The organism is Pseudonocardia sp. ICBG162 (assembly GCF_020496225.1).
GTDB classification, from domain to species: domain Bacteria; phylum Actinomycetota; class Actinomycetes; order Mycobacteriales; family Pseudonocardiaceae; genus Pseudonocardia; species Pseudonocardia alni.
In genome coordinates, this window is sequence record NZ_JAHLJD010000015.1 from 1 (window position 1) to 21875 (window position 21875).

A 21875-nucleotide genomic window follows, 5' to 3' on the forward strand; every position below is an offset into this window, starting at 1 on the left:
CACCTAAATGCATTTCGGGGAGAACCAGCTATCACGAAGTTTGATTGGCCTTTCACCCCTACCCACAGCTCATCCCCCAGGTTTTCAACCCTGGTGGGTTCGGGCCTCCACGACGTCTTACCGACGCTTCACCCTGGCCATGGGTAGATCACTCCGCTTCGGGTCTACACCCCGCGACTACAGCGCCCTATTCGGACTCGCTTTCGCTACGGCTACCCCACACAGGTTAACCTCGCCACGAAGCATAACTCGCAGGCTCATTCTTCAAAAGGCACGCCATCACCCTGTACCACGAAAGCACTGCAGGCTCTGACGGCTTGTAAGCACACGGTTTCAGGTACTATTTCACTCCCCTCCCGGGGTACTTTTCACCTTTCCCTCACGGTACTTGTCCGCTATCGGTCATCAGGTAGTATTTAGGCTTGACGGGTGGTCCCGCCAGATTCACAGCGAATTTCACGGGCTCGCTGCTACTCGAGAACACGCCCACAACAGAACCCAGTGTTTTCGCGTACGGGGCTATCACCCACTACGGCCGACCATCCCAGAGTCGTTCCGCTAACACAGATCCAAGTTGTCCCATCCTCGGCAGAAGATGAACGACACGTCTCACAACCCCGCACCCGCAACGCCTGCCGGCTTGACACGGACACGGTTTAGCCTCTTCCGCTTTCGCTCGCCACTACTCACGGAATCACTATTGTTTTCTCTTCCTGTGGGTACTGAGATGTTTCACTTCCCCACGTTCCCTCCACGCACCCTATGAATTCAGGTACGGGTAACGCCCCATGACGGGCGCTGGGTTTCCCCATTCGGACACCCTCGGATCACAGCTCGGTTGACAGCTCCCCGAGGCCTATCGCGGCCTCCCACGTCCTTCATCGGCTCCTGATGCCCAGGCATCCACCATGTGCTCTTAACAACTTGACCACAACAAGATGCTCGCATCCACTATGCAACACTCAACCCACAACCACACCCGACCAAGAAACAACCACCACCCACACACAAGCAGGCGTTAGGAAGCCCCCGACCAGAGCGGCCAAAGAAGAACCACCGTTCCGAAGAACCGCAGATGTCTTCTCAGGACCCAACAGTGTGCCAAGCCAACACGGTCCGACGTGCTGCGTTCCACCCAACGCACCCAACCCACGAACGGGGCCGCTGATGCGATTCAATGAAGGAACCACAGACACCCAAAATGAGCACAACTCACTTACGAGCGTGTGGTGCCCCATCACATGATGGGACTCCTTAGAAAGGAGGTGATCCAGCCGCACCTTCCGGTACGGCTACCTTGTTACGACTTCGTCCCAATCGCCAGTCCCACCTTCGACAGCTCCCTCCACAAGGGTTGGGCCGCCGGCTTCGGGTGTTACCAACTTTCGTGACGTGACGGGCGGTGTGTACAAGGCCCGGGAACGTATTCACCGCAGCGTTGCTGATCTGCGATTACTAGCGACTCCAACTTCACGGGGTCGAGTTGCAGACCCCGATCCGAACTGAGACTCACTTTAAGGGATTCGCTCCACCTCACGGTCTCGCAGCCCTCTGTATGAGCCATTGTAGCATGTGTGAAGCCCTGGACATAAGGGGCATGATGACTTGACGTCATCCCCACCTTCCTCCGAGTTGACCCCGGCAGTCTCCCATGAGTCCCCACCATTACGTGCTGGCAACATGGAACAAGGGTTGCGCTCGTTGCGGGACTTAACCCAACATCTCACGACACGAGCTGACGACAGCCATGCACCACCTGCACACCAACCACAAGGGAAGCCCTATCTCTAGGGATGTCTGGTGCATGTCAAACCCAGGTAAGGTTCTTCGCGTTGCATCGAATTAATCCACATGCTCCGCCGCTTGTGCGGGCCCCCGTCAATTCCTTTGAGTTTTAGCCTTGCGGCCGTACTCCCCAGGCGGGGCGCTTAATGCGTTAGCTGCGGCACAGAAACCGTGGAATGGTCCCCACACCTAGCGCCCAACGTTTACGGCGTGGACTACCAGGGTATCTAATCCTGTTCGCTCCCCACGCTTTCGCTCCTCAGCGTCAGTATCGGCCCAGAGACCCGCCTTCGCCACCGGTGTTCCTCCTGATATCTGCGCATTTCACCGCTACACCAGGAATTCCAGTCTCCCCTGCCGAACTCAAGTGATGCCCGTATCGACCGCACGCTCAGAGTTAAGCCCCAAGTTTTCACGGCCGACGCGACACACCGCCTACGAGCTCTTTACGCCCAATAATTCCGGACAACGCTCGCACCCTACGTGTTACCGCGGCTGCTGGCACGTAGTTGGCCGGTGCTTCTTCTCCAGGTACCGTCAATTGCTCTTCGTCCCTGGCGAAAGAGGTTTACAACCCGAAGGCCGTCATCCCCCACGCGGCGTCGCTGCGTCAGGCTTCCGCCCATTGCGCAATATTCCCCACTGCTGCCTCCCGTAGGAGTCTGGGCCGTGTCTCAGTCCCAGTGTGGCCGGTCGCCCTCTCAGGCCGGCTACCCGTCACCGCCTTGGTAGGCCATCACCCCACCAACAAGCTGATAGGCCGCGGGCCCATCCCCCACCGAGAAAACTTTCCACCACCAACCATGCGATCAGTGGTCCTATCCGGTATTAGACCCAGTTTCCCAGGCTTATCCCAGAGTGGAGGGCAGGTCACCCACGTGTTACTCACCCGTTCGCCGCTCGTGTACCCCCGAAAGGGCCTTACCGCTCGACTTGCATGTGTTAAGCACGCCGCCAGCGTTCGTCCTGAGCCAGGATCAAACTCTCCAACAAAACCCTGACTTACAACAAACAACTGGCCACAACACCCGACGGGATCGAATGCTGCAACCAAACAAACAATTTGGCACAAAACGCCAAACCGAATAAATAGCTCGACACACTGTTGAGTTCTCAAAAGACACCCGCACCGCAATCACCCGGACTCTTCAAGAAGAGCGGGATCCTGAAGACGGATCGCCTTGACCCACAAAGGTAACCACACCGAGAAACTCGGTGAACCACCGGGGGTCGCTGTCCGCGGGGCCTGTTGACCGAGCCTTTCAGGGCCCGTTCTGTCCGGCTCACTCGCTGACAGGAAGAAAGTTACGGCATGGCATTCGGGCACGTCAAACCGGGGTCGGAAACCCGTGCTGACCTGGGCAGACCCGTCTCCGGGCCGCACAGCACCACGGTCGAGCCCGACCCTGTCGAGCGACGAACGGTCGCCCTGACGAGCTCACTCCGGATACTGGTTGACCAGCGCCGATCGCGCAAGTGGAAGCTCGCGATGGGGGCCGGAACCAGCGCTCCACCCGTCGTTCGTCCCGCGCCCTCCTGCCCGCCAACTAATTTCAAGATTTTTTTCGACCGTCCGTCGTGGCGTCCGGTCGCGACGAGCGGTCGGCAGGCGGGAGCTCGTCCTCGACGGGGACCGGCCGGGGCGGGTGATCACGATCGTCGTCCGCGGGTGGCCGTTCGTCGTGGTGCCCCGTGGGAGCCGTCCGTTGGCACGCGAGACTCGGCGCGTGCAGCCCGACGGAGACGTCCTCCCGCCCGTCCTGCACCGGCTGCGTGCCGGAGCGGAGCTCACCGCAGCGGCCTGGTGCCGAACCCCGGGTGCGACGAGTCGGGTCCGGGCGACCGTCGTCGCCGGGCGGCTGGTGGTGGAGGCGGGGAACAGTGAGCCCCTGTGGATCACGGCGTCGCCCGTGGCGCTCCCGCTGCGGACGCGGTCGGTGGACCGGGTCGCCGTCCCGATGCTGCTCCCCCACCTACGGGACATCGACGGTCTGTTCGCGGAGCTGCGGCGGGTACTCGCCCCGCACGGCCTCATCTCGGTCCTGGTGCCGGCGCCCCGGTCGTTCGGCTGGGGTGGGGGCGCGCTGAGGAAGGCGGTGCGTGACGCGTGGCGGCACCGGTCGGCCGTCGAGCACCCGGAGTGGCTCGCGGCCGCCGCGGACTTCGCCGTGCTCGCCGACGACCGTCTCGACTTCACCCTCGACGGGGTCGAACCATCGGACGGGGCGGACGAGCTGTGCGCGGCCGGCGTCTACCCACCCGATCTGCCGGAGCGGGCCCGGGCGGACCTCGCGGCGCACCGTTCGGCGGTCCGCACGGTGCGGCTGCGCCGGGTGGTGGCCCGGCGCTGAGGGTCAGTCCGCGGTGGCGATCTCGGCGACGGCCCCGGCGATCCGCAGGTCCTGACCCGGGCCGTCGACGTCGTCGATCTCCACGACGTCGGCGACGATCGCGGTGATGTTGTCGGGCCCGCCGCCCTCGTTGGCGAGCGCGATGAGCTGGGTGACGACCTGGTCCGGCTCGGCGCCGGAGGCGAGCTCGCGGTGCAGGGCCTCGTCGTCGAGCACCGCGGTGACGCCGTCCGAGCAGAGCAGGTAGCGGTCCCCGGCAAGGATGTCGACACGGTCGAGGTCCGGGTCCGGCGCGTGGTCGGTGCTCAGCGCACGCATCAGGACGGATCGGCGCGGGTGGTGCGCCGCCTCCTCGAGGGTGATCTGGCCCTGGTCGACGAGCTGCTGGACCATCGTGTGGTCGTGGGTGAGACGGCTCAGCTCGCCACCCCGCAGCAGGTAGATGCGCGAGTCGCCGATGTGGGCGAGCGCGAGCTGGTCGCCGGTGAGGAGCAGCGAGACGACGGTCGTGCCCATCCCCCGCATCTCCGGCTCGTCCGCGGCGCGGCGGGCCAGCCGGTCCGTGGCGTCGTTGAGCGCCTCGGTCAGCTCGGCGGCGAGGTCGATGTCGGTGAGGTCCTGCGGGAGGCGGGCCTCCAGCTCGGTGAACACCGACACCGTCGTCGCACTCGCGATCTCGCCGTGGGCGTGACCGCCCATCCCGTCGGCCACGATCAGCAGTCGGCCGGTCGTCGCTCCGGAGTCCTGGTTCGACGTCCGGCGACGGCCCACATCCGACCCGAGCGCGGATCGCAGTCCCAGCACCATGGGGACAGTATGGACGTCACGGTCCGTCAGCGTCGCAGGCGAGGCCCGTTCGGCGTGTGCTTCAACCGGTCGGATGGCACTCCGCCCAGCACACGGGCCGGATCGGGTGGTTCCTGACGGCGGTGCCGCGGCCGTGATCGCTTGCCCTCCTCGCTACGGTGGGAGCGCACCGGACGAGGTCCGGGGCGGCCGGCCCTCGTAGCTCAGCTGGATAGAGCAAGAGCCTTCTAATCTCTAGGTCGCAGGTTCGAGTCCTGCCGGGGGCACACTTTCCGCACACGACCGTGCCCCGCCGGATCACGACGGGGCACGGCCGGTGGCGGGTCCGCGGGTCAGCGCAGGCGCACGCTCGCGTCCGGCTCGACGGCGCGGAAGGTGAAGCTCTCCTCCAGGTAGAGGTGCACCTCGCGGGCGTCGTGGTCGGAGTAGCCGATCGCCAGGTCCTGGCCGACGTCGAGCAGGAAGTCCCCGCCGCGCTGGCTGACGACCACGGCACCGTCGAGGCCGTGGGCGCGCAGGATCTGCCCGCCGAGGATGCGGCTCAGGTGCTCGAACAGCGGGTAGCCGCCGTGCTCGGCGGTCTCCACGATGCGGGTGTAGCCCTCGGGCGCGATCGCCATCGCGTAGGGGCCCTCGATGCCGTTGCGACGCAGCTGGTCCACCGCACGGGCGACGGCGCCGGGGTAGGTCTCGGGGTTGTCGCCCAGGGCCACGGTGTCGTACGGCGAGACGTCCGCGATGCCCTCGAAGCCGGCCTCCGGCCAGCCGTGGAAGATCGCGCGGTTCTCGATCGCGGCGGCCGCACGGGCGGCGCGGGCGAGGTCGTCGAACTCCGGGTCCTGGGCGCCGCGCTGCAGGTCGTCGATCTCGTCGCGGGACACCGTGAACGGGACCCGGAACTCGGCGAGCGGCTGCACCCGGCGCAGGCGGGCCGTGATGCCGTCGACGGCGACGCCCGGCGGCGGCCCGTCGAGCCGCTGCGAGCGACCGAGGTCGACCGACGACGTCTGCCAGCCCGCGGTCCCGGTCCAGTCCGCGAGGCGGCGCCCGGCCAGGAGCGGGGTCAGGCGCTCACGCGCCTCGTCGTCGACGGCCTTCCAGGCGGTCGTGGGGATGGGTGCCTTCTCCCGCAGGAGGTGGTCGTGCACGGCCATGTCTACTTCCCCTTCAGACTGCCGATGCCGAGCCCGTCACGGGTCGGGTCGGACGGGTCGATCTCGGCCTGGACCTCCTCGACGTAGCCCTCGGGGTCCTTGTCGGAGTTGTCGAGGCCCGCGGTGGTGGGGTGGGCGTCGAGGAACTCGGCGAACTGCCGGCCGAGCGACTCGCGCAGGCCGGTGGTGGCGTTCAGGCGGAAGTTGGCGAGGCCCTCGTTCTCCTCCTCGCCCATGTGCTCGTCGTTGGCGCGGCGGGCGGCCCACACCCCCTCCCACCACTGGCCGCTGCCGACCGGGCTGCGCTCGGCCTGCGCGACGCCGTCGCGGATCTCGTTGTGGTCCCCGATGGCGTCGAGCGTCTCGTCCTCCGGGTCCTCCCCGTGCGCGAGGAGCTGCGGGTAGAAGATCTTCTCCTCGGCGAGGGCGTGCACGTCGAGGCGCGCGGCGAGCGGCTCCCAGAGGCCGGCGAGCTCACGGGGATCGGAGTCGCGGGCCTGGAGCTCGTCCAGCGCGGCGAACTGTCGACGGAACCAGGCGTGGTCGTCGAGGATCAAGGTGGTGATGTCCGGCACCCGCGCAGGCTACGACGGTCCGGGGCCGCCGTCTCGCCGAAGATCCGGCGGTCGTCGGGGGTGCCGGAGGCGGAGGGCGAGGTCGGCGGCGGCCGGCCGCTCCTCCGGGTGCCGGCGGGTCGCGTCGGACAGCGTCCGCCGCAGCCGGGCCGGCAGCTCCTCCGGGACGCGCGGTGGCCGGTGCAGCCGGGCGACGGCGGACTCCACCGTGGTCCCCGGGTACTCCCGTTCCCCGGTGAGCGCCTCGAGCAGGACAAGGCCGAGTGCGTGCACGTCCGCGGCGGGCCCGACGGTCTCACCGGCGACCTGCTCGGGCGCGAGGTAGGCCGCGGTGCCCAGGACGGCGTCGGTCCGGGTCAGCACGGAGTGGCCCAGCACGCGGGCGATGCCGAAGTCGGTGAGCCGCGCCCGGCCGGTGTCGGAACAGAGCAGGATGTTGGCGGGCTTCACGTCGCGGTGCACCACCCCACGGGCGTGCAGGTGCGCGAGACCCGACGCGATGTCGGCGCCGATCCCGACGACCCGCTCGACCGGCAGCGGGCCACGGGCCAGCCGGGCCGCGAGTGTCTCCCCCTCGACGAGCTCGGACACCAGGAAGGGTCGGCCGCGGTCGACTCCCCCGCCCAGCAGCCGCACCAGGCCCGGGTGGTCCAGGTGCGCCATGGTCCGCAGCTCGCGGCACTGCCGGTCCACGCCACCGGCGTCGCAGCGGTCGAGGAACAGCTTGACCGCGACCACCCGGTCCTCGTGCGGGTCCCACGCCCGGTACACCGTCGCCGTCGACCCGATACCGACATGGGTCGCCAGGATGTAGCGGCCGGCGATCACGTCGGTCTCCGGGACCGGAGAACGCATCACTGCCATGACAGACGGTGCCGTCGACACCTGTGCACGTGTCCAGACCGGAGCCCGTCGATCACTCTCACGGGCACCCGTAAACAACCCGATGAGGCCATTCCCGGGACCCGGAAGGCTTTGCGGGACAGCGGCAGGACGACGGTCTCCCAGCGCTCCGCCGGTGCGGCCCGCCGTCCGCGACCGGGCGACCGGGGACGGCGGGCGGTGCCGGTGCGCCGGAGCCGCGCGACCGCCCTCGCGCCACCGGCCGACGACGCCGTGCGGGTCGTCGCACACCCCGGCCGCGGCCGGGCGGGTCGCCGCCGGGCCTGCGACGCTCGGACCGACCCGTCCACCGTCCGAGGGAGCCCGCAGCGCCATGGCAGTCGAGACGCCGGCCGGGGTCTCCGCGGCGTCGGCCCTGCTGGACGCGGGCACGGCGCCCGGCTCGGCGCTGCTGCTGCGCGCGCTGCTGGAGGCCGCGCGGCTGCGCTACGTCGGACGCCCGACGACGCTGCGTTCCCGCGGTTCGGAGGTACGGCTGGTGCCGACGGCCGTCGCGTCGTCGGGGCTCGGTGCCCGGGCGCTGACGACCGGACGGTTCGCCACGGTCACCCTGGCCGCACGCGCCGTCGTCCGGCCCGGCCTCTCACTGCGCGGGCTCACCGTGACCGCCGCGGACGTGCGGCTGCGCCCCGGCCTCACCCCGGAGCTGGTGGCCGGTCCGGTGGAGATCGAGGCCGAGCTCGACCCGGACTGGGTCGCCGGGCGCCTTCTGGAGCACGTACCGCAGGTCGAGGTGGGTGTCGACGCCGACGGCGTCGCCCGGGCCCGGCTGCGTCGCCGGCCCGGGCTCGGAGCCGCCGACCTCGCGGTGTCGGTGGACGGGCACACCCTGTCCTGGAAGGTCACCGGTCTGACCGTCGCCGGGCGCTGGATGGGGCCACCCCGGTCGGCGGAAACCCGTCGCTCGGTGCGGGCGATGGTCGACCGCAGCCCGCTGGCGGCGATCCGCTCGGGCCGGGTCGAGCTGCCCGGGCTGCCCGGTGCGCTGCGGCTGCACGGGCTCGATCTGGCCCCCGGTCGGATCCTGGTGCGCGGCGGCCTCGACGGGTGGCGCCGCACCGTCCCGCTCGCGCGGATCGACGACGTGCTGCGCGGCGCGCTGTCCCTGCTGGACCTGAGCCGCTGACCCGGGACGGCCGCCCGGCTGCCCGTAGGCACCCGCGAGCCCGTGCCCGGCCGGGGTGCCCGTGGCCGCCCGGCTGCCCGTGTCCGATCAGCCGTCCGACCGGCCGTGACCGCCCGGCTGCCTGTGCCCGGCCGGCCCGTACCCGTCCCGCCGGCCGGGCCGCCCGGTGCCCGGCCGTCGATCAGCACCTGGGCGTCGTCGTCCGGCGGCGGGACAGCGCTGAGGTACTGATCGACGGGCGAGGTGGGCGGTCAGCTGCGGCGGAGCCGCCGGGTGATGGCGCCCAGGCGCGAGGCCGGGCGGCGCGACGGGAGCCGGCCGGCGACGGCGTCGTCGAGCAGGGACCCGACGGTCTCGGCCGCGCAGGTGCGGTTGGTGCCGATCCCGCCGGACGGGCCCCGCTTGATCCAGCCGACGACGTAGTGGCCGGGACGGCCCTCGACGCGGCCCGCGTCGTGCGGGACGACGCCGCGGTCGTCGTCGAAGGGCAGGCCGGCGACCGGGCGGCCGCGGTGCCCGACGGCGCGCACGACCAGGTCGGCCGGGATGTCGGTCCCGTCGGCGGTGTGCACCCCGCGGGCCCGGGTGGTGCCGTCGACCCGTTCGGGCGCCGAGTGGAACCGGAACACCACCCGCGGGCGCTCCGCGGGCACCGACCAGTCGATCTTCTCCCGGCGGGCGCCGCGCAGCAGCGCATGCGACGGGGACGCCGCGGGGCCGTCGAGGGACTCCGCGATGCGGGGGTCGTGCTCGTCGACCACGACCTCGACCGTGCTGCGGCCCAGCAGCTCGCGCAGCTCCGGCGCGGTCGCGGCGACCGCCTCCGGGCCACGGCGGGCGAGCAGCACGACCTCGGTGATCGCACCGGTGCGCAGGGCGGCCAGCGCGGCGGGGTCGATCGGGGTGCCCTCCAGGTCCGCGGCGGGCGCGGTGAGGACCCGGGCGACGTCGATCGCGACGTTGCCGGTGCCGACCACGACGACCCGCTCCACCGCGGTGTCGACGGCGTCACGTGGCACGTCGGGGTGGCCGTTGTACCAGCCCACGACGGTGTCGGCGGCGATGCTGCCGGGCAGCCCCTCCCCCGGCAGGCCCAGGTCACGCGGCGCGGGCGCGCCGACGGCCCAGACCACGGCGTCGTGCCGGGCGGCCAGCTCCTCGGCCGAGACGTCCCGGCCGACCTCGGTGCCCAGCCGCATCCGCACCCGCGGGTGGGCGCGAAACCGGGCGAAGGACTCCCCGATCCCCTTCGTCGACGGGTGGTCGGGCGCGACCCCGAACCGCACCAGCCCGCCCGCGACGTCGAGCCGGTCGTAGAGCGTGACCGTCGACGAGGTGTGCAGCAGCAGGTCCTGGGCGGCGTACATCCCGGCGGGCCCGGTCCCGACGACGGCGACGTCGAGCGGGGCCATGTCCGCGGGCAGCGACCGCGTGAACGTCAGCGGGTACCAGTCGTGGAACAGCGGGGAGTCGCCCTCCAGCTTCCCGGCGACCGGCTTGCCCTCGTAGTAGTCCGCGTTGACCTCGGCGTACCCGGCGAGCGACGCGCTCAGCCTCTCCACCGGGAAGATCGCGTCGACCGGGCACGCGTCGGCACACGCCCCGCAGTCGATGCACGCCCGCGGGTCGATGTAGAGCATGTCGGTCGTGGCGAAGTCCGCCTCGTCGGGCGTCGGGTGGATGCAGTTGACCGGGCAGGCCGCGACGCAGGACGCGTCGGTGCAGCAGGTCTGGGTGATCGCGAAGGGCACGGCCGGCTCCGGGTCAGATCAGGTTCGCGCGACGGTAGAAGTACAGCGCGGGCCTGGTCAGCAGGCCGCAGGATCCCAGGAACTCCATGAGCCCGGCGCAGGAGGAGCGCAGCAGCGCCTTGTGGTGCTCGTTGGCCGCCGCCTCGCGCAGGGCACGCCCGGTGTCGAGGCCGACGTTGGCGTAGACCTTCTCGTTCCACATGCTGGTGACGATGAAGTACGCGGCCATCGCGACGGCCAGCGCCTGCCAGTGACGACGGACGGGGCCGGCGCCGCGCAGGTTCTCCTTGGTCTCCTCGCGGGCGAACTTCATGTGCCGCGACTCCTCCACCACGTGGATGTTGGAGATGGTCCGCACGAACGGGGCGACCCGCTCGTCGCGCATCCAGTCGCGCTGCATGACGTCGAGGACCTCCTCGGCGACCAGGATGGAGGCGTAGGCGGCCTCGCCCCGCCAGGTGGCGGCGCAGAAGCGGCCGAGCGCGACCGTGGAGCGCTTCGGGACGTACGCGGGGGCCCCGAGCTTCGCCGAGCCGCGGGCGAACATGATCGAGTGCCGGCACTCGTCGGCGATCTCGGTCAGCGCCCACTGGAACGACGGGTCGGTCGGGTCCTTGGCGTAGAAGTCCCGCAGGACCAGCTGCTGCAGGATCATCTCGAACCAGATGCCGGTGGAGGCGACCGAGGCGGCCTCGTGGCGGGTCAGCTCCTTGCGCTTCGCCTCGGACAGCTCCGCCCAGTAGTCGGTGCCGTAGAGGCTGCTCCACTCCGGGCTCATGCCGTGGTCGTCGGGGTTCAGCGGGGTCTCCCAGTCGACCTGGGTGGACGGGTCGAACGACAGCTCCGCGGACGAGCGCAGGAGACGCTCGGCCGTGTCGTGACGCTCGGCGGTGTGCCGGTCCGCTGCGTGCCGGACGTCCCCGGCCTCGAGCCCGTGCTCCGGAACAGTGGCGGTCATGTCGACTCCTCGCAGACAACGACGTCAGGTGCTGTAACCGCCGGTAACGTTACCACCGGTTACACGTGACGCAAGTGCCGGGACGCGGCACGGCACGATCACCGGCCGACGACACCGGTGCGGGTGACGCACCGTCCACCCGGGAGGGTTATCGTTGCGATGCGCAACTAACCTGGGAGGTCGCGACGTGACACCGGAACGGGACGGACCTGCGGTCGTCGGCACCGTGCGGGGGCGCTCCGGCACCCCCGTGCCGGGCGCGACCGTCACCGTCACCGACCTCGACGGGCGCCAGCACGGGCGGGCCGTCAGCGGCGGCGACGGCACCTACGCCGTGGCCCTGACCACCGGCGGGACCTATCTGGTGGTGACCCGCACCGACGGTGCCGGGCCCGACGCCGGGCTGGTCGCCGTCGTCGCCTCCCCCGCGCGGCACGACGTGACCGTCGCCGGCGGCGGCACGGTGCGGGGCACGCTGACCGACGCCGCGGGCCGCCCGGTCGGGGGCGCCGCCGTCACGCTGATCGACACCGCGGGCGAGGTCGTCGCGCACACGCCGACCGACCCGGCGGGCCGGTTCCTGGCCGAGACCCCCGGCACCGGCCCGCACACCCTCACCGCGACCGCACCCGGGCACGGGCCGCTGGCCCGCACGGTCGACGCCGACCCGGCCGGCCCGCCGGTGGAGCTGCGGTTCCCGGCCCTGGCCGGGATCGCCGGCATCGCCCGCAGCGGCGACGGCCGCCCGGTGCCCGGGGCGCGGATCGTGATCGGCGACAGCGACGGGCGCACCGTCGCCGAGACCACCACCGGCCGGGACGGCAGCTACGAGCTGCACGGGCTCCCGCCCGGACGGCACGAGCTGACGGCGAGCGGCTGGGCGCCGGTCGTCGTCGCGGTGCAGGTGGCGCGCGGCGCGACCACACCGGTCGAGGTGCGCTTCGGCGCCCCGGACCCGACCGACGACCGGATCGGCGACCCGACGAGGACGGAGCAGGGACGTGGCTGAGCTCTACGGACGGCTGAGCACCCCCGACGGCTGGCCGGTGACCGGCGCGACGGTCACCGTCATGGACGCCACCGGCGTGCAGCGGGGCCGGGCGGCCAGCCGGGCCGACGGCGGGTTCGCGGTGACGGAGCTGGCGTCGGGGCCGCACACGGTCGTCGTCGCCGCGGCGGGGTACGAGCCGTCCGCGCGGGCGGTCTCCCTCGCCGGGGACGGCACCGACCTGGGCCGCGTCGAGCTCGCCCGGGCGGGCGGCGCGGTGCTGCCGACCCCGGGCCTGTGGCGGATCGACCCGCAGCACTCCAGCATCCGGGCCACCGCGCTGCACCTGGGCATGAGCCGCATCCACGGCAGGCTGCGCCGGTTCTCCGGCGACCTACGGGTGGCCGACCCGTTCGAGGCCAGCTCGGTGAGCGTGTCGATCGACGCGGGCTCGGTGGACTCCGACGACCCCGACCGCGACACCCACCTGCGGACCGCGGACTTCCTCGACGTCGACACCCACCCGGCCATCGGCTACGAGGGCGACGGCCTGACCCGCGTCGACGCCACCCGCTGGACGGTGCACGGGATGCTGGCGCTCAAGGGCGTCAAGGCACCCGTCGACCTGCACATGACCTACGGCGGCACCGGCCCCGACCTGTGGGGCGGCACCCGGGCGGCGTTCACCGCCACCACCGAGATCTCCCGCGACGAGTTCGCGATCGACTGGAACCAGTCGGTGCTGGCCGGGGTCCTGGCCGTCGGCCGGACGCTGCGGATCGACCTCGACGTGCAGGCCGTCCTGCAGGAGGACTGACCCACCCCCGGCGCACGGCCGCCCCGCCCGGACACGTGGTCCGGGCGGGGCGGCCGGCTCGGCCCGGGCGGCCCTGTGCACAGCGGCCCGGGGCGGGTCTCAGCTCAGGCCGTCCAGCACGCCGAACGCGGGCGCGGTCAGGTCGACCGGCTTGAGCAGGTCCTCGGGCAGCGGCGCGGCCGGGACGTCCCGGAGCAGGTACACCGCGGTGTTCCCGTCCTGCCGGTCGCCCGCGGACGGGGCCGGGTCGGCCGAGTCGGCGGGGTGGGCCTCGCCGTCGTAGTGCCAGACGGAGCCGTCGTAGTGCGCGCCGCCGTGGCGGCCCTCGTGGTGGCCCTCGTCGGCGTGCGCGAGGCCGCCGGCCAGGGTGGCCAGCGCCCCGGCGCCGGCGACGGCGGCCAGCGCGCGGACGGTGGTACGTGCGGTCATCGTGTGAACCTCTCTGGTGGGGGGGAGCGTCCGGCCGGCTCAGCAGAGCGAGTCGGCCGGCTTGGGGTTGGTCAGGCCGAAGACCGGCCGCAGCCGCAGCCCGACCCAGGTGCCGCCGAGTGCGACGACGGCCCAGATCCAGCCGTGCAGGCTGAACGAGGCGATGCCGGAGAAGTAGGCACCGATGTTGCAGCCGCCCGCGAGGCGCGCGCCGTAGCCCATGGCGATGCCGCCGAGGACCGCGCCGAGGGCGAGCTTCCACGGGATCCGCTTGTGCAGCACGAACGCGCCGCCCACCGCGGAGGCCACCAGCGCGCCGATCATGATGCCGACGTCGAGGTTGGAGATGCGGTCGGCCAGCACCGGGGCGGCCAGCGACCGCGCGTTCGCCGGGACCTGCCAGTACGCCAGCCCCGCCATGTCGAACCCGACGGCCTGCAGGAGCTTCGAGCCCCACAGCGCGAACGCCGAGGTCACGCCCCACGGGGCGGCGGAGACGAACAGGACCGCCGCGTTGAGCACGGCGAGCACGACCGCGCCGACCCACATCGGCCACGAGCCGCGCAGGACCCGCGCGACGCCGCGCGCCGAGGGCGGGCGCTCGACCGGCGGCGGGGTCCGCCGGCGGGCGACCACCCAGGTGACCGCGGTGATCGCGGCCGTCACCAGCAGGGTGACGGCGACGGCGCCGGGGTAGCCGAGCAGCTGGGCCAGGTTGACGCTCGGCCCCTGCGGCACGGTCTGCGTCCAGAAGGTGTGGGTGAACACCGCGAACATCGAGCCGACGACGAACCCGAGCAGGGTCAGCACGATCGCGGACTGCCCGCTGCCGACGGCGAACAGCGTGCCCGAGGCGCACGACCCGCCGACCTGCATGCCGACGCCGAACAGGAACGCGCCGACGACGAGCCCGATGCCGATCGGGTTGGTGAACCCCTTCGGCTCGCCGGCGAGGGCGAAGCCGGACGAGAGGATCACCGCGAACAGCACCGACGCCGTCGCCAGCATGACCATGTGCGCGCGGATCGCGGCGCCCTGCCCGACGGCGACGAGCTGGCGCCAGCCGGAGGTGAAGCCGAACCGGGAGTGGAACAGGGTGAAGCCCAGGGCCAGGCCGAGCGCGGCGGTGCCGACCATCGTCGCCGGGGCCACCGTGCCCACCCCGACCAGGAACAGCACGGCCAGGACCAGGCCGACGGCGACGACCCGCCACTGCGGCGGGGCGGCGGCGCGGTCCTGCGGGCCGAACGCGGTGCGCCCGCTGCCGGGCAGCTCGCGCAACGCGCGGGCCAGTGTCCCCGGCGACCGGCCGGGCGGGTCCTTCGTGATCGACACGGGAGTCTCCTCGTGGGTGGTGCTGGTCAGGGGGTGGGTCCGGCGGGGGCGCCGGTCCCGGGGTCGGTGTCCGCTCGCCCGGGCTCGGTCAGCGCGGAGCCGATCCGGACGATCGCGCCGCCCGGGAACCAGGCGGCCTCGTTGGGGGCGCCGTGGTGCCCGCCGTCGTCGTCGGCGGTCATCGGCACGCTCACCGGGGCGGCACCGTACAGAGCCGGTGCCGGGTCGGTGTAGGCCTCTCCGGTCGTGGCCGCCCAGGCGCGCAGCCCCGACAGCGACGGGGCGGACCCCGGTGCGACGGCGGCGAGCGTCCGGACGTAGCGCTGCGGGACCTGTTCCTGCGGGCCGAAGTCCAGCGGGAGCAGGGTGCCCGGGCTCTGCCCGAGCACTCCCCCGGTCAGCAGCCACGGCGCGAGGTAGGTCCCGCCGAGCGCGGTCGGCGTGGTCTGCGCCGCGCGGGCGGTGTCGCGGACCGTCGTCGCGGCGTGCTGCCAGCCGGAGACGACGACCAGGGCGTCGTCCGGGCCGGGGGCCGGGCGCACCGGCAGCCCGGCGGCAGCGGCCGCGGTGCGGACGACGTCGGCGGCCGCCCGGGAGCGGGGCGACACGTCACCGGCGATCGCCAGACCCGGCGCCCCCTGGGAGGCGAGCGCGCGGACGGTGCCGCGCAGCGCCCGGGCGTCGGCCGGGTCGAGCCCCTCCGACGGGCACGGGCCGAGCGCGGGGTCGCCCCCGGCCAGGATCCGCCCGACGGCGGCGGACAGGCACTCCGGCCCGTCGGCACCGCTCGCGCCGGCGGGCGCCGTCCGGTCGGTGCCGACGTCGACCGGCACCGCGCGGGCCAGGCCCCCGGCGGTGACGGTGATCGAGGTGGTGCCCTCGGGCAGGTCGACCAGTGCCCAGCCGCCCGGGGCGCCGGAGCGGGCCGTGAACGGCACGTCCCGGTCCCCGGTGCGGACGGCGTAGCCGGCGGGGGCACCGGTCTCCCCGTGCCCGGCGGGCATCGTGGCGTCCGGCCCGGTCACGGTGACCCCGGCGCCGGTGAGCTGCACGAGGTTGGGGCCGGGCCGCATCGGGGCGACGGCCAGGGTGAGCGGTCCGGTGCCGAGGTCGACCGAGCGCAGCAGGGCCTGTCCGGGGACGGCCGCGGGCGCCGGCGCCGGGAGGGCGGCGAGCAGCGTCGCCGCACCGACGGCGACGACCGCGGCCAGCGCGGCGGGGGTGCGGACGCGGTCGCGCACCTCGTCGGCGCGGACGCGGTGGCCCGCACGGCGGGTCAGCACGCTCTCGGCGAGCAGCAGGGCCGCGACCGCGGCCGGGGCCACGACCGTCACCAGCGCGGCGCGGCCGAAGCCGGTGCCGTGCACGTCGGTGAGCGAGAACGGCCCGGCGACGGCGAGCCGCACCGCGGCGAGCACGGCCCCCACCGTGCCCGCCGCGATGCCGAGCACGCGCACCCGGGCGGGCCGCGCGTCCTCGTCGGTGCGGGTGGTGACCAGGTGCACCGCCGCACCGGCGGCCAGGGACCCGGCGACGGCGTACCCGGCGTCGAGCGCGAACCACGGTGCGACGCCGGGGGTACCGGCGAGCTGGAGGACCAGCAGCGCGGTCACCGCGAGCGCGGGGACCACGGCGAGGACCGGGCGCGACCCGGCCAGCAGGGCCGGCACCGCGACCGTGGCCGCGAGCAGGAACAGGGTCCAGCCGGTCGGCCCGGCGCCGGACCGGGTCACCGCGGCAACCGCGGCGGAGACGGCGACGAGCGCCGCGACTCCCGCGACGACCCGCTCGGCGCGTCCGGGCGCGCCGGCCAGAACCCGGACCAGACCGGTTCCGGCCACCACGGCGAGCGCGGTGAGCAGGACCAGCCGCAGGGCCGTGTCCGCGAACGGCACGCCGTCCTGGGGTCCCCGGGCGAGGACCGCCGGGGCGGCCCCCGCCACTGCACGGAGCAGGGCGGGGGAGTCCCCGGCCGGGCCGGCGGGCACGAGCCCGCCGGCCGGCACGAGCGTCACGATCGACGAGGGGGACATCATCAGTCCTTGATGTCCTCGTCGGCCGCGACGAACAGCATCGAGTGCGGCTTGGCGTTGCCGAAGTCGCCGTGCGGCCAGTGCTGGCGGTTGAAGCTCAGGCACGTGTCGCCGGTGTCCTCGTCCTTGAACGTCTCGTCCAGGCTGAGCCTGGATCCACCGCAGGTATGCGCCGGTAGGGGCGGGTCGTGACACACGAATGCCCTTCTGAGCTGGGAAGATGTGCTTACCACGGCAACATCGATCCCTGCAGAGAAGGGCATCCGCTGGATGCGACTATCCCACGCCTGCCGCGCGATCAGCGTGCGCTTCGATGATCCGAATCTCGTGTCGTGTGTCGGGCTGGTCCCGGTCATGGCGCTGGCCGCCAGGTGCGGGCTGCGGTCCCTGCTGGCCGAGACGTTGACCCTGACCGGGACGGGCGCCGCGAACGCGGCCGCGAAGATCACCGCGCTGATCGGCGGGATGGTCGCCGGGGCGGACTCGATCACCGACATGGACATGCTGCGCCACGGCGGCATGGGCCGGGTGTTCGACCAGGTGCGGGCTCCATCGACGCTGGGGACGTTCCTGCGCCGGTTCACCTTCGGTCACGTCCGCCAACTCGACGCCGTCGCCGCGCGCCTGCTGGCTCGGCTCGCCGCGGCGACCCCGCTGCTGAGGAGCGCCGATCAGGTCGCCTACCTCGATCTGGATGACACGGTGCGCCGCACCTACGGGTACGCCAAGCAGGGCGCCGGACGCGGCTACACCGGGGTGAAAGGGTTGAACGCGCTGCTCGCGGTGCTGTCCGCCCCGGCCGCGGCGCCGGTGATCGCGGCGACCCGGCTGCGGCGCGGCGCGACGAACTCCGCCCGCGGCGCGCCCCGGCTGCTGGCCGAAGCGCTGGGCACTGCACGCCGGATCGGTGCCGGCAGCGCCCGCCACGCGATGCTGCTGGTCCGCGCGGACTCGGCCTACTACGGCCACGACATCATCAACACCTGCCGCCGCGCCGGAGCCCGGTTCTCGGTCACCGCCCGACTCACCAAGACCGTGACCAGGGCGATCAGCAGCATCGACGACGATGCGTGGACCGCGATCCGCTACCCGAACGCGATCTACGACCAGGACGAGCAACGCTGGATCTCCGACGCCGAGGTCGCCGAAGTGTCGTTCACCGCGTTCACCGGCCGCCGCAAGGCAGACCACGTCACCGCCCGGCTGATCGTGCGCCGCGTGCGGCGTCTCAACCCCCGCACCGTCACGGCCGGGCAGTCGGAGATGTTCGCGGTCTACCGCTACCACGCGGTGTTCACCGACACCCCCGAGCCGATGCTGGCGGCGGAGGCCACCCACCGTGACCACGCCATCATCGAGCAGGTCATCGCCGAACTGAAGAACGGCCCGCTCGCCCACCTGCCCTCCGGGGTGTTCACCGCGAACGCCGCCTGGCTGGTCTGCGCCGCGATCTCCCATAACCTCACCCGCGCCGCCGGTGCCCTGGCCGGCGGCCGGCATGCCCGTGAACGCGCCGCGAGCCTGCGCCGACGACTCATCGTCACCCCCGCCCGGGTCGCGCACTCCGCGCACCAACAGGTAGTCCACCTCCCCCGGGACTGGCCCTGGGAACCCGGCTTGGACGAACTGTTCCGCCGCGCTCTGCACGACCCCCTCCCCGCAGCGTCCTGACCACCCCCCACCAGGGCCGACCGGAGAACACCAGTGGAACAGCCGGACAGTCCGGCGGCTCACCCGCGCCCCGGCACCACTACCAGTCCCAAAAGATCAACAACCTGGCGGCTCAAGATCGACGGTGGATCCAGGCTCAGTCGTCGAAGGAGATGAGCCGGATCGTCCGGGCGCCGACCGAGGCGCCGATCGGCTCCAGCACCGCCGGGTCGATCTGGCGGTCCACCCGCAGCAGCATGACGGCGTCGGTGCCGTCGGTGGTCTGTGAGATCTGGGCGGCCTCGATGTTGACCGCGGCCTCCCCCAGCAGCGACCCGACCCGGCCCATCACGCCGGGCCGGTCGGCGTACTCCAGCAGCACGACCTCGCCCTCGGCGCGCAGGTCGAAGTGCCGTCCGTTGATCTCGACGAGCTTCTCGACCTCGGCGCGGCCCGTCAGGGTGCCGGAGACGGTGACCTTCTCGCCGTCGGGCATGGCGCCGCGCAGCTGCACGACGCTGCGGTGGTTGGCGCTCTCCGGGCTGGTGGTGATCTCCACGGTGACCCCGCGCTCCTCGGCGAGCTGCGGCACGTTCACGAACGTCACCTGGTCCTCGACGACGTGGGTGAACACCCCGCGCAGCGCGGCCAGGCCGAGGACCTGGACGTCCTCGGTGGCCAGCTCGCCCGCGACGTCGACGGTGACCGAGGTCGGGGTGCGCCCGGCGACGGCGTGCAGGGTGGTGCCGAGCTTCTGCACCAGCGGCAGCCAGGGCCGGACCTCCTCGCCGACGGCGCCGTGGATCTGCACGTTGACCGCGTCCGGTACGAACTCCCCGGCCAGGGCCAGCTGCACCGAGCGGGCCACGTCGGTGCCGGCCCGGTCCTGCGCCTCGGCGGTGGAGGCGCCCAGGTGCGGGGTGACGACGACGTTCTCCAGCTCGAACAGCGGGCTCGACGTGGTCGGCTCGGTGACGTAGACGTCGATCCCGGCGCCGCCGACGTGCCCGGAGCGGACCGCCTCGGCCAGGGCGTCCTCGTCGATCAGGCCGCCGCGGGCGGCGTTGACGACGAGCACCCCCGGCCTGGTCAGCGCGAGCTGGTCCTTGCCGATCAGCCCGAGGGTCTCCGGGGTCTTCGGCAGGTGCACGGTGATCATGTCCGCGGTGCGGAGCAGGTCGTCGAGGCTCATCAGCTCGATGCCGAGCTGCGCGGCCCGCGACGGCGCGATGTAGGGGTCGTAGGCGACCAGCGTCATGCCGAACGCGGCGAGGCGCTGCGCGACGAGCTGCCCGATCTTGCCGAGCCCGACGATGCCGACGGTCTTGCCGTTGAGCTCGACGCCGCCGTAGGACGAGCGCTTCCACGCCCCGGAGCGCAGCGCGGCGTCCGCCGGCGGGATGTGGCGCGCGGTCGCGAGCAGCAGCGCGATGGCGTGCTCGGCGGCGGAGACGATGTTCGAGGTCGGGGCGTTGACGACCATCACCCCGCGCGCGGTGGCGGCGGGGACGTCGACGTTGTCCAGGCCGACCCCGGCGCGTGCGACGACCTTGAGGCGGCCGGCCGCGGCCAGCGCCTCGGCGTCGACCCGGGTGGCGGACCGGACCAGCAGCGCGTCGGCGTCGGCGAGCGCCGCCAGCAGGGCGGGGCGGTCGGTGCCGTCGACGTGGCGGATCTCGACGCCGTCCCCGAGCAGCTCGACGGCGGAGGGCGCGAGCGTCTCCGCGAGCAGGACGACGGGACGGTGGTCGGTGGCTGCGGTGCTCACGGTGTGCGGATGCTCCCGGGTCGGACGGGCCTGGCCTCGGCTCATCCTAGTACTACAGTCGCGTTTATGGGTTGTGGCTGCGGTGTTGGTAGTGGTGCTGTTGGGCGGTGTGTTGGTGTCTTCGTCGCCAGCGTGAGCGGCGCAGCACGTGGCCGGGGTCGGCGATCGTGTCCAGTGCGAGGGTGGCGATGAGGTGGCGGATCTCGGGCAGGCTCAGCGCGATGAGCTCGCCGCTGTCGGCGTGGAGAGCCCCCTTTTTGACCGTGTCACGGTGAGGAAGGCGTGCGCGAGCATGGAGAGAGTGATGTGCCGGTACCAGCCGGTGTATTGCCGGACTTGGTAATGATCGAGGCCGGTCTGGCCTTTCGCGGTCTGGAAGGTCTCCTCGATCGCCCACCGCGCGCCGGCGACCCGGGCCAGCTCGCTGAGCGCGACTCGCTTGGGCGTGTGGCAGAGGTAGTACGCCAGCTCTGAGGGGGCAGTCAGGCTGCGGCGGGCCAGCAGCCAGTACTCGGCGTCGGGATCGCGTTCCCCGTTGATCCGCGCCCGCGCCCACGCGTAGCGACGGTCGCCCTTCGATCCGGCGCCGGCTGACCTGCTGCGCCACGCGGTGGCCGGCAGTCCTGCGATGAGCGCGTCGGCCCGGTACTCGCTCCCGATGATCGACGAGGTGGTCTTGGCGATCACGCGCTGGTTGGAGGGGATCGCGAGCACGTAGCTCATCTGACGGTCTTCGAGGCTCTTGCGGAGCCGGTAGTGCTGTCCGTAGACGGCATCGCCGGTCACCCACGACGCCGGAACCCCGCCGTCGATCGCGCGGGCGATCATCTCGACCGCCAGCTCGGGCTTGGTGCGGAACTCACGATCAGCAGGGATCCCCGCACGGTCACATCGGGGGCGATCCTCGGTCCACGCCTTCGGCAGATACAGCTCCCCGTCCAGGAACGTCCGCCCATGCGGCGTCGCATAGGTCAGGAACACACCGACCTGCGCGTTCTCAATCCGACCCGCCGTGCCGGTGTATTGCCGCGCGACACCCGCCGACCGGTCTCCCTTCTTCAGGAACCCGGTCTCGTCGACGACGAGGATCCCAGCCCGGTCGCCCAGGTGCGCAACGACATACGTGCGCAGATCGTCCCGCACTGCATCGGGATCCCAGTCCGTCGTCGACAGCAGCCGCTGCATCGGATCCGGCACCGGCTGACCGGCCTGCTCGGAGATCGTCCACGAGTTCTTCCGCTCCCGCTCCGAGAGCAGCCCCCGCACATACGCGACCGCGTTCGCCCGCGGCTCCGAACGCGCGAACCGCGACCCAATCAACCGCGCGATCTCGTCCAGACCCGCCGCCCACTCCCGCACATCCGCCACACCAATATCGTCACCCACCGCCAAGGGTTAACACAGTCACGAACACCAGAACCGGAAACACACCGATCACCCTCAAC

At 72.0% G+C, this 21875-nt stretch carries 17 protein-coding genes, 1 tRNA gene and 2 rRNA genes; 6 read left to right on the plus strand and 14 right to left on the minus strand.

Annotation, left to right across the window (positions count from 1 at the left end; all coding sequences use genetic code 11):
* Together KPL60_RS13750 and KPL60_RS13755 are read right to left on the minus strand one after the other, a co-directional pair.
* Nucleotides 1–930: ribosomal RNA gene (locus tag KPL60_RS13750) — 23S ribosomal RNA — on the minus strand; the annotation flags it as partial.
* Nucleotides 931–1258: 328 nt separating this feature from the next.
* Nucleotides 1259–2778 (minus strand): 16S ribosomal RNA (locus KPL60_RS13755).
* A 734-nt stretch (nt 2779–3512) separates the two neighbouring features.
* On the opposite strand from KPL60_RS13755, the gene KPL60_RS13760 reads away from it, so the two are divergent.
* Nucleotides 3513–4136 carry a class I SAM-dependent methyltransferase gene (locus KPL60_RS13760; RefSeq protein WP_226366088.1) on the plus strand — a complete coding sequence of 208 codons (624 nt, stop codon included), beginning with the start codon at nt 3513–3515 and terminating at the stop codon, nt 4134–4136.
* Between the two features lie 3 nt (nt 4137–4139).
* Here KPL60_RS13760 and KPL60_RS13765 read toward each other — a convergent pair whose 3' ends face one another.
* Nucleotides 4140–4943, minus strand: a complete 804-nt coding sequence (locus tag KPL60_RS13765) for a PP2C family serine/threonine-protein phosphatase (protein WP_226355678.1) — start codon at nt 4941–4943, stop codon at nt 4140–4142.
* A 192-nt stretch (nt 4944–5135) separates the two neighbouring features.
* Between KPL60_RS13765 and KPL60_RS13770 the strand changes: the two genes are divergently transcribed.
* Nucleotides 5136–5209: transfer RNA gene (locus KPL60_RS13770), tRNA-Arg, on the plus strand.
* A gap of 66 nt (nt 5210–5275) precedes the next feature.
* Here KPL60_RS13770 and KPL60_RS13775 read toward each other — a convergent pair.
* The 3 genes from KPL60_RS13775 to KPL60_RS13785 are packed head-to-tail and all read right to left on the minus strand — an operon-like array spanning nt 5276 to nt 7527.
* Nucleotides 5276–6097 (minus strand): family 1 encapsulin nanocompartment shell protein, encoded by an 822-nt coding sequence (locus tag KPL60_RS13775; RefSeq protein WP_226355677.1) that lies wholly within the window; start codon nt 6095–6097, stop codon nt 5276–5278.
* 2 nt (nt 6098–6099) lie between these two features.
* A complete protein-coding gene (locus KPL60_RS13780) occupies nt 6100–6672 on the minus strand; it encodes a hemerythrin domain-containing protein (protein ID WP_226355676.1) in 573 nt (190 codons plus the stop codon).
* Nucleotides 6673–6681: 9 nt separating this feature from the next.
* Nucleotides 6682–7527, minus strand: a complete 846-nt coding sequence (locus tag KPL60_RS13785) for a serine/threonine-protein kinase (protein WP_226366090.1) — start codon at nt 7525–7527, stop codon at nt 6682–6684.
* A gap of 361 nt (nt 7528–7888) precedes the next feature.
* Between KPL60_RS13785 and KPL60_RS13790 the strand changes: the two genes are divergently transcribed.
* Entirely contained in the window at nt 7889–8701 is an 813-nt protein-coding gene (locus tag KPL60_RS13790; RefSeq protein WP_226366091.1) for a hypothetical protein, read from the plus strand.
* Nucleotides 8702–8952: 251 nt separating this feature from the next.
* On the opposite strand, the gene KPL60_RS13795 is transcribed toward KPL60_RS13790, so the two are convergent.
* Together KPL60_RS13795 and KPL60_RS13800 are read right to left on the minus strand one after the other, a co-directional pair.
* Nucleotides 8953–10452 carry an FAD-dependent oxidoreductase gene (locus tag KPL60_RS13795; protein WP_226366092.1) on the minus strand — a complete coding sequence of 500 codons (1500 nt, stop codon included), beginning with the start codon at nt 10450–10452 and terminating at the stop codon, nt 8953–8955.
* Between the two features lie 13 nt (nt 10453–10465).
* The gene (locus tag KPL60_RS13800; RefSeq protein WP_226366093.1) at nt 10466–11410 is read right to left on the minus strand and encodes a diiron oxygenase; all 945 of its coding nucleotides are present in this window, start codon (nt 11408–11410) and stop codon (nt 10466–10468) included.
* Nucleotides 11411–11597: 187 nt separating this feature from the next.
* Between KPL60_RS13800 and KPL60_RS13805 the strand changes: the two genes are divergently transcribed.
* Complete coding sequence (locus KPL60_RS13805) at nt 11598–12419, plus strand: collagen binding domain-containing protein (protein ID WP_226355671.1); 822 nt, start codon at nt 11598–11600, stop codon at nt 12417–12419.
* Nucleotides 12412–13215, plus strand: coding sequence for a YceI family protein (locus KPL60_RS13810; protein ID WP_226355670.1), 804 nt, complete (start codon nt 12412–12414; stop codon nt 13213–13215). Before KPL60_RS13805 ends, KPL60_RS13810 begins: the two co-directional genes overlap by 8 nt.
* A gap of 99 nt (nt 13216–13314) precedes the next feature.
* Here the strand turns inward: KPL60_RS13810 and KPL60_RS13815 are convergent, their stop codons facing one another.
* The 4 genes from KPL60_RS13815 to KPL60_RS13830 are packed head-to-tail and all read right to left on the minus strand — an operon-like array spanning nt 13315 to nt 17275.
* Complete coding sequence (locus KPL60_RS13815; RefSeq protein ID WP_226355669.1) at nt 13315–13644, minus strand: hypothetical protein; 330 nt, start codon at nt 13642–13644, stop codon at nt 13315–13317.
* Nucleotides 13645–13683: 39 nt separating this feature from the next.
* Entirely contained in the window at nt 13684–14979 is a 1296-nt protein-coding gene (locus KPL60_RS13820; RefSeq protein WP_226366094.1) for a YeeE/YedE family protein, read from the minus strand.
* Between the two features lie 26 nt (nt 14980–15005).
* A complete protein-coding gene (locus tag KPL60_RS13825) occupies nt 15006–17012 on the minus strand; it encodes a hypothetical protein (protein ID WP_226366095.1) in 2007 nt (668 codons plus the stop codon).
* 2 nt (nt 17013–17014) lie between these two features.
* Nucleotides 17015–17275, minus strand: a complete 261-nt coding sequence (locus KPL60_RS13830) for a hypothetical protein (RefSeq protein WP_226366098.1) — start codon at nt 17273–17275, stop codon at nt 17015–17017.
* Between the two features lie 7 nt (nt 17276–17282).
* Between KPL60_RS13830 and KPL60_RS13835 the strand changes: the two genes are divergently transcribed.
* On the plus strand, nt 17283–18683 hold the full coding sequence (locus KPL60_RS13835) for an IS1380 family transposase (RefSeq protein ID WP_226365313.1): 1401 nt from the start codon (nt 17283–17285) through the stop codon (nt 18681–18683).
* A gap of 136 nt (nt 18684–18819) precedes the next feature.
* Here KPL60_RS13835 and serA read toward each other — a convergent pair whose 3' ends face one another.
* Both serA and KPL60_RS13845 read right to left on the minus strand, forming a co-directional pair.
* On the minus strand, nt 18820–20430 hold the full coding sequence (gene serA, locus KPL60_RS13840; RefSeq protein WP_226350216.1) for a phosphoglycerate dehydrogenase: 1611 nt from the start codon (nt 20428–20430) through the stop codon (nt 18820–18822).
* Between the two features lie 213 nt (nt 20431–20643).
* Nucleotides 20644–21798: an IS701 family transposase gene (locus tag KPL60_RS13845; protein ID WP_374228582.1), complete on the minus strand. Its 1155-nt coding sequence runs from the start codon at nt 21796–21798 to the stop codon at nt 20644–20646.
* Nucleotides 21799–21875: the final 77 nt, after the last annotated feature.

Coding starts and splice junctions, on each gene's coding strand:
- KPL60_RS13765 (WP_226355678.1), bottom strand. CDS start 4,943: ATGGTGCTGGGACTGCGATCCGCGCTCGGGTCGGATGTGGGCCGTCGC.
- KPL60_RS13775 (WP_226355677.1), bottom strand. CDS start 6,097: ATGGCCGTGCACGACCACCTCCTGCGGGAGAAGGCACCCATCCCCACG.
- KPL60_RS13785 (WP_226366090.1), bottom strand. CDS start 7,527: ATGCGTTCTCCGGTCCCGGAGACCGACGTGATCGCCGGCCGCTACATC.
- KPL60_RS13790 (WP_226366091.1), top strand. CDS start 7,889: ATGGCAGTCGAGACGCCGGCCGGGGTCTCCGCGGCGTCGGCCCTGCTG.
- KPL60_RS13800 (WP_226366093.1), bottom strand. CDS start 11,410: ATGACCGCCACTGTTCCGGAGCACGGGCTCGAGGCCGGGGACGTCCGG.
- KPL60_RS13815 (WP_226355669.1), bottom strand. CDS start 13,644: ATGACCGCACGTACCACCGTCCGCGCGCTGGCCGCCGTCGCCGGCGCC.
- KPL60_RS13825 (WP_226366095.1), bottom strand. CDS start 17,012: ATGTCCCCCTCGTCGATCGTGACGCTCGTGCCGGCCGGCGGGCTCGTG.
- KPL60_RS13830 (WP_226366098.1), bottom strand. CDS start 17,275: ATGCCCTTCTCTGCAGGGATCGATGTTGCCGTGGTAAGCACATCTTCC.
- KPL60_RS13835 (WP_226365313.1), top strand. CDS start 17,283: ATGCGACTATCCCACGCCTGCCGCGCGATCAGCGTGCGCTTCGATGAT.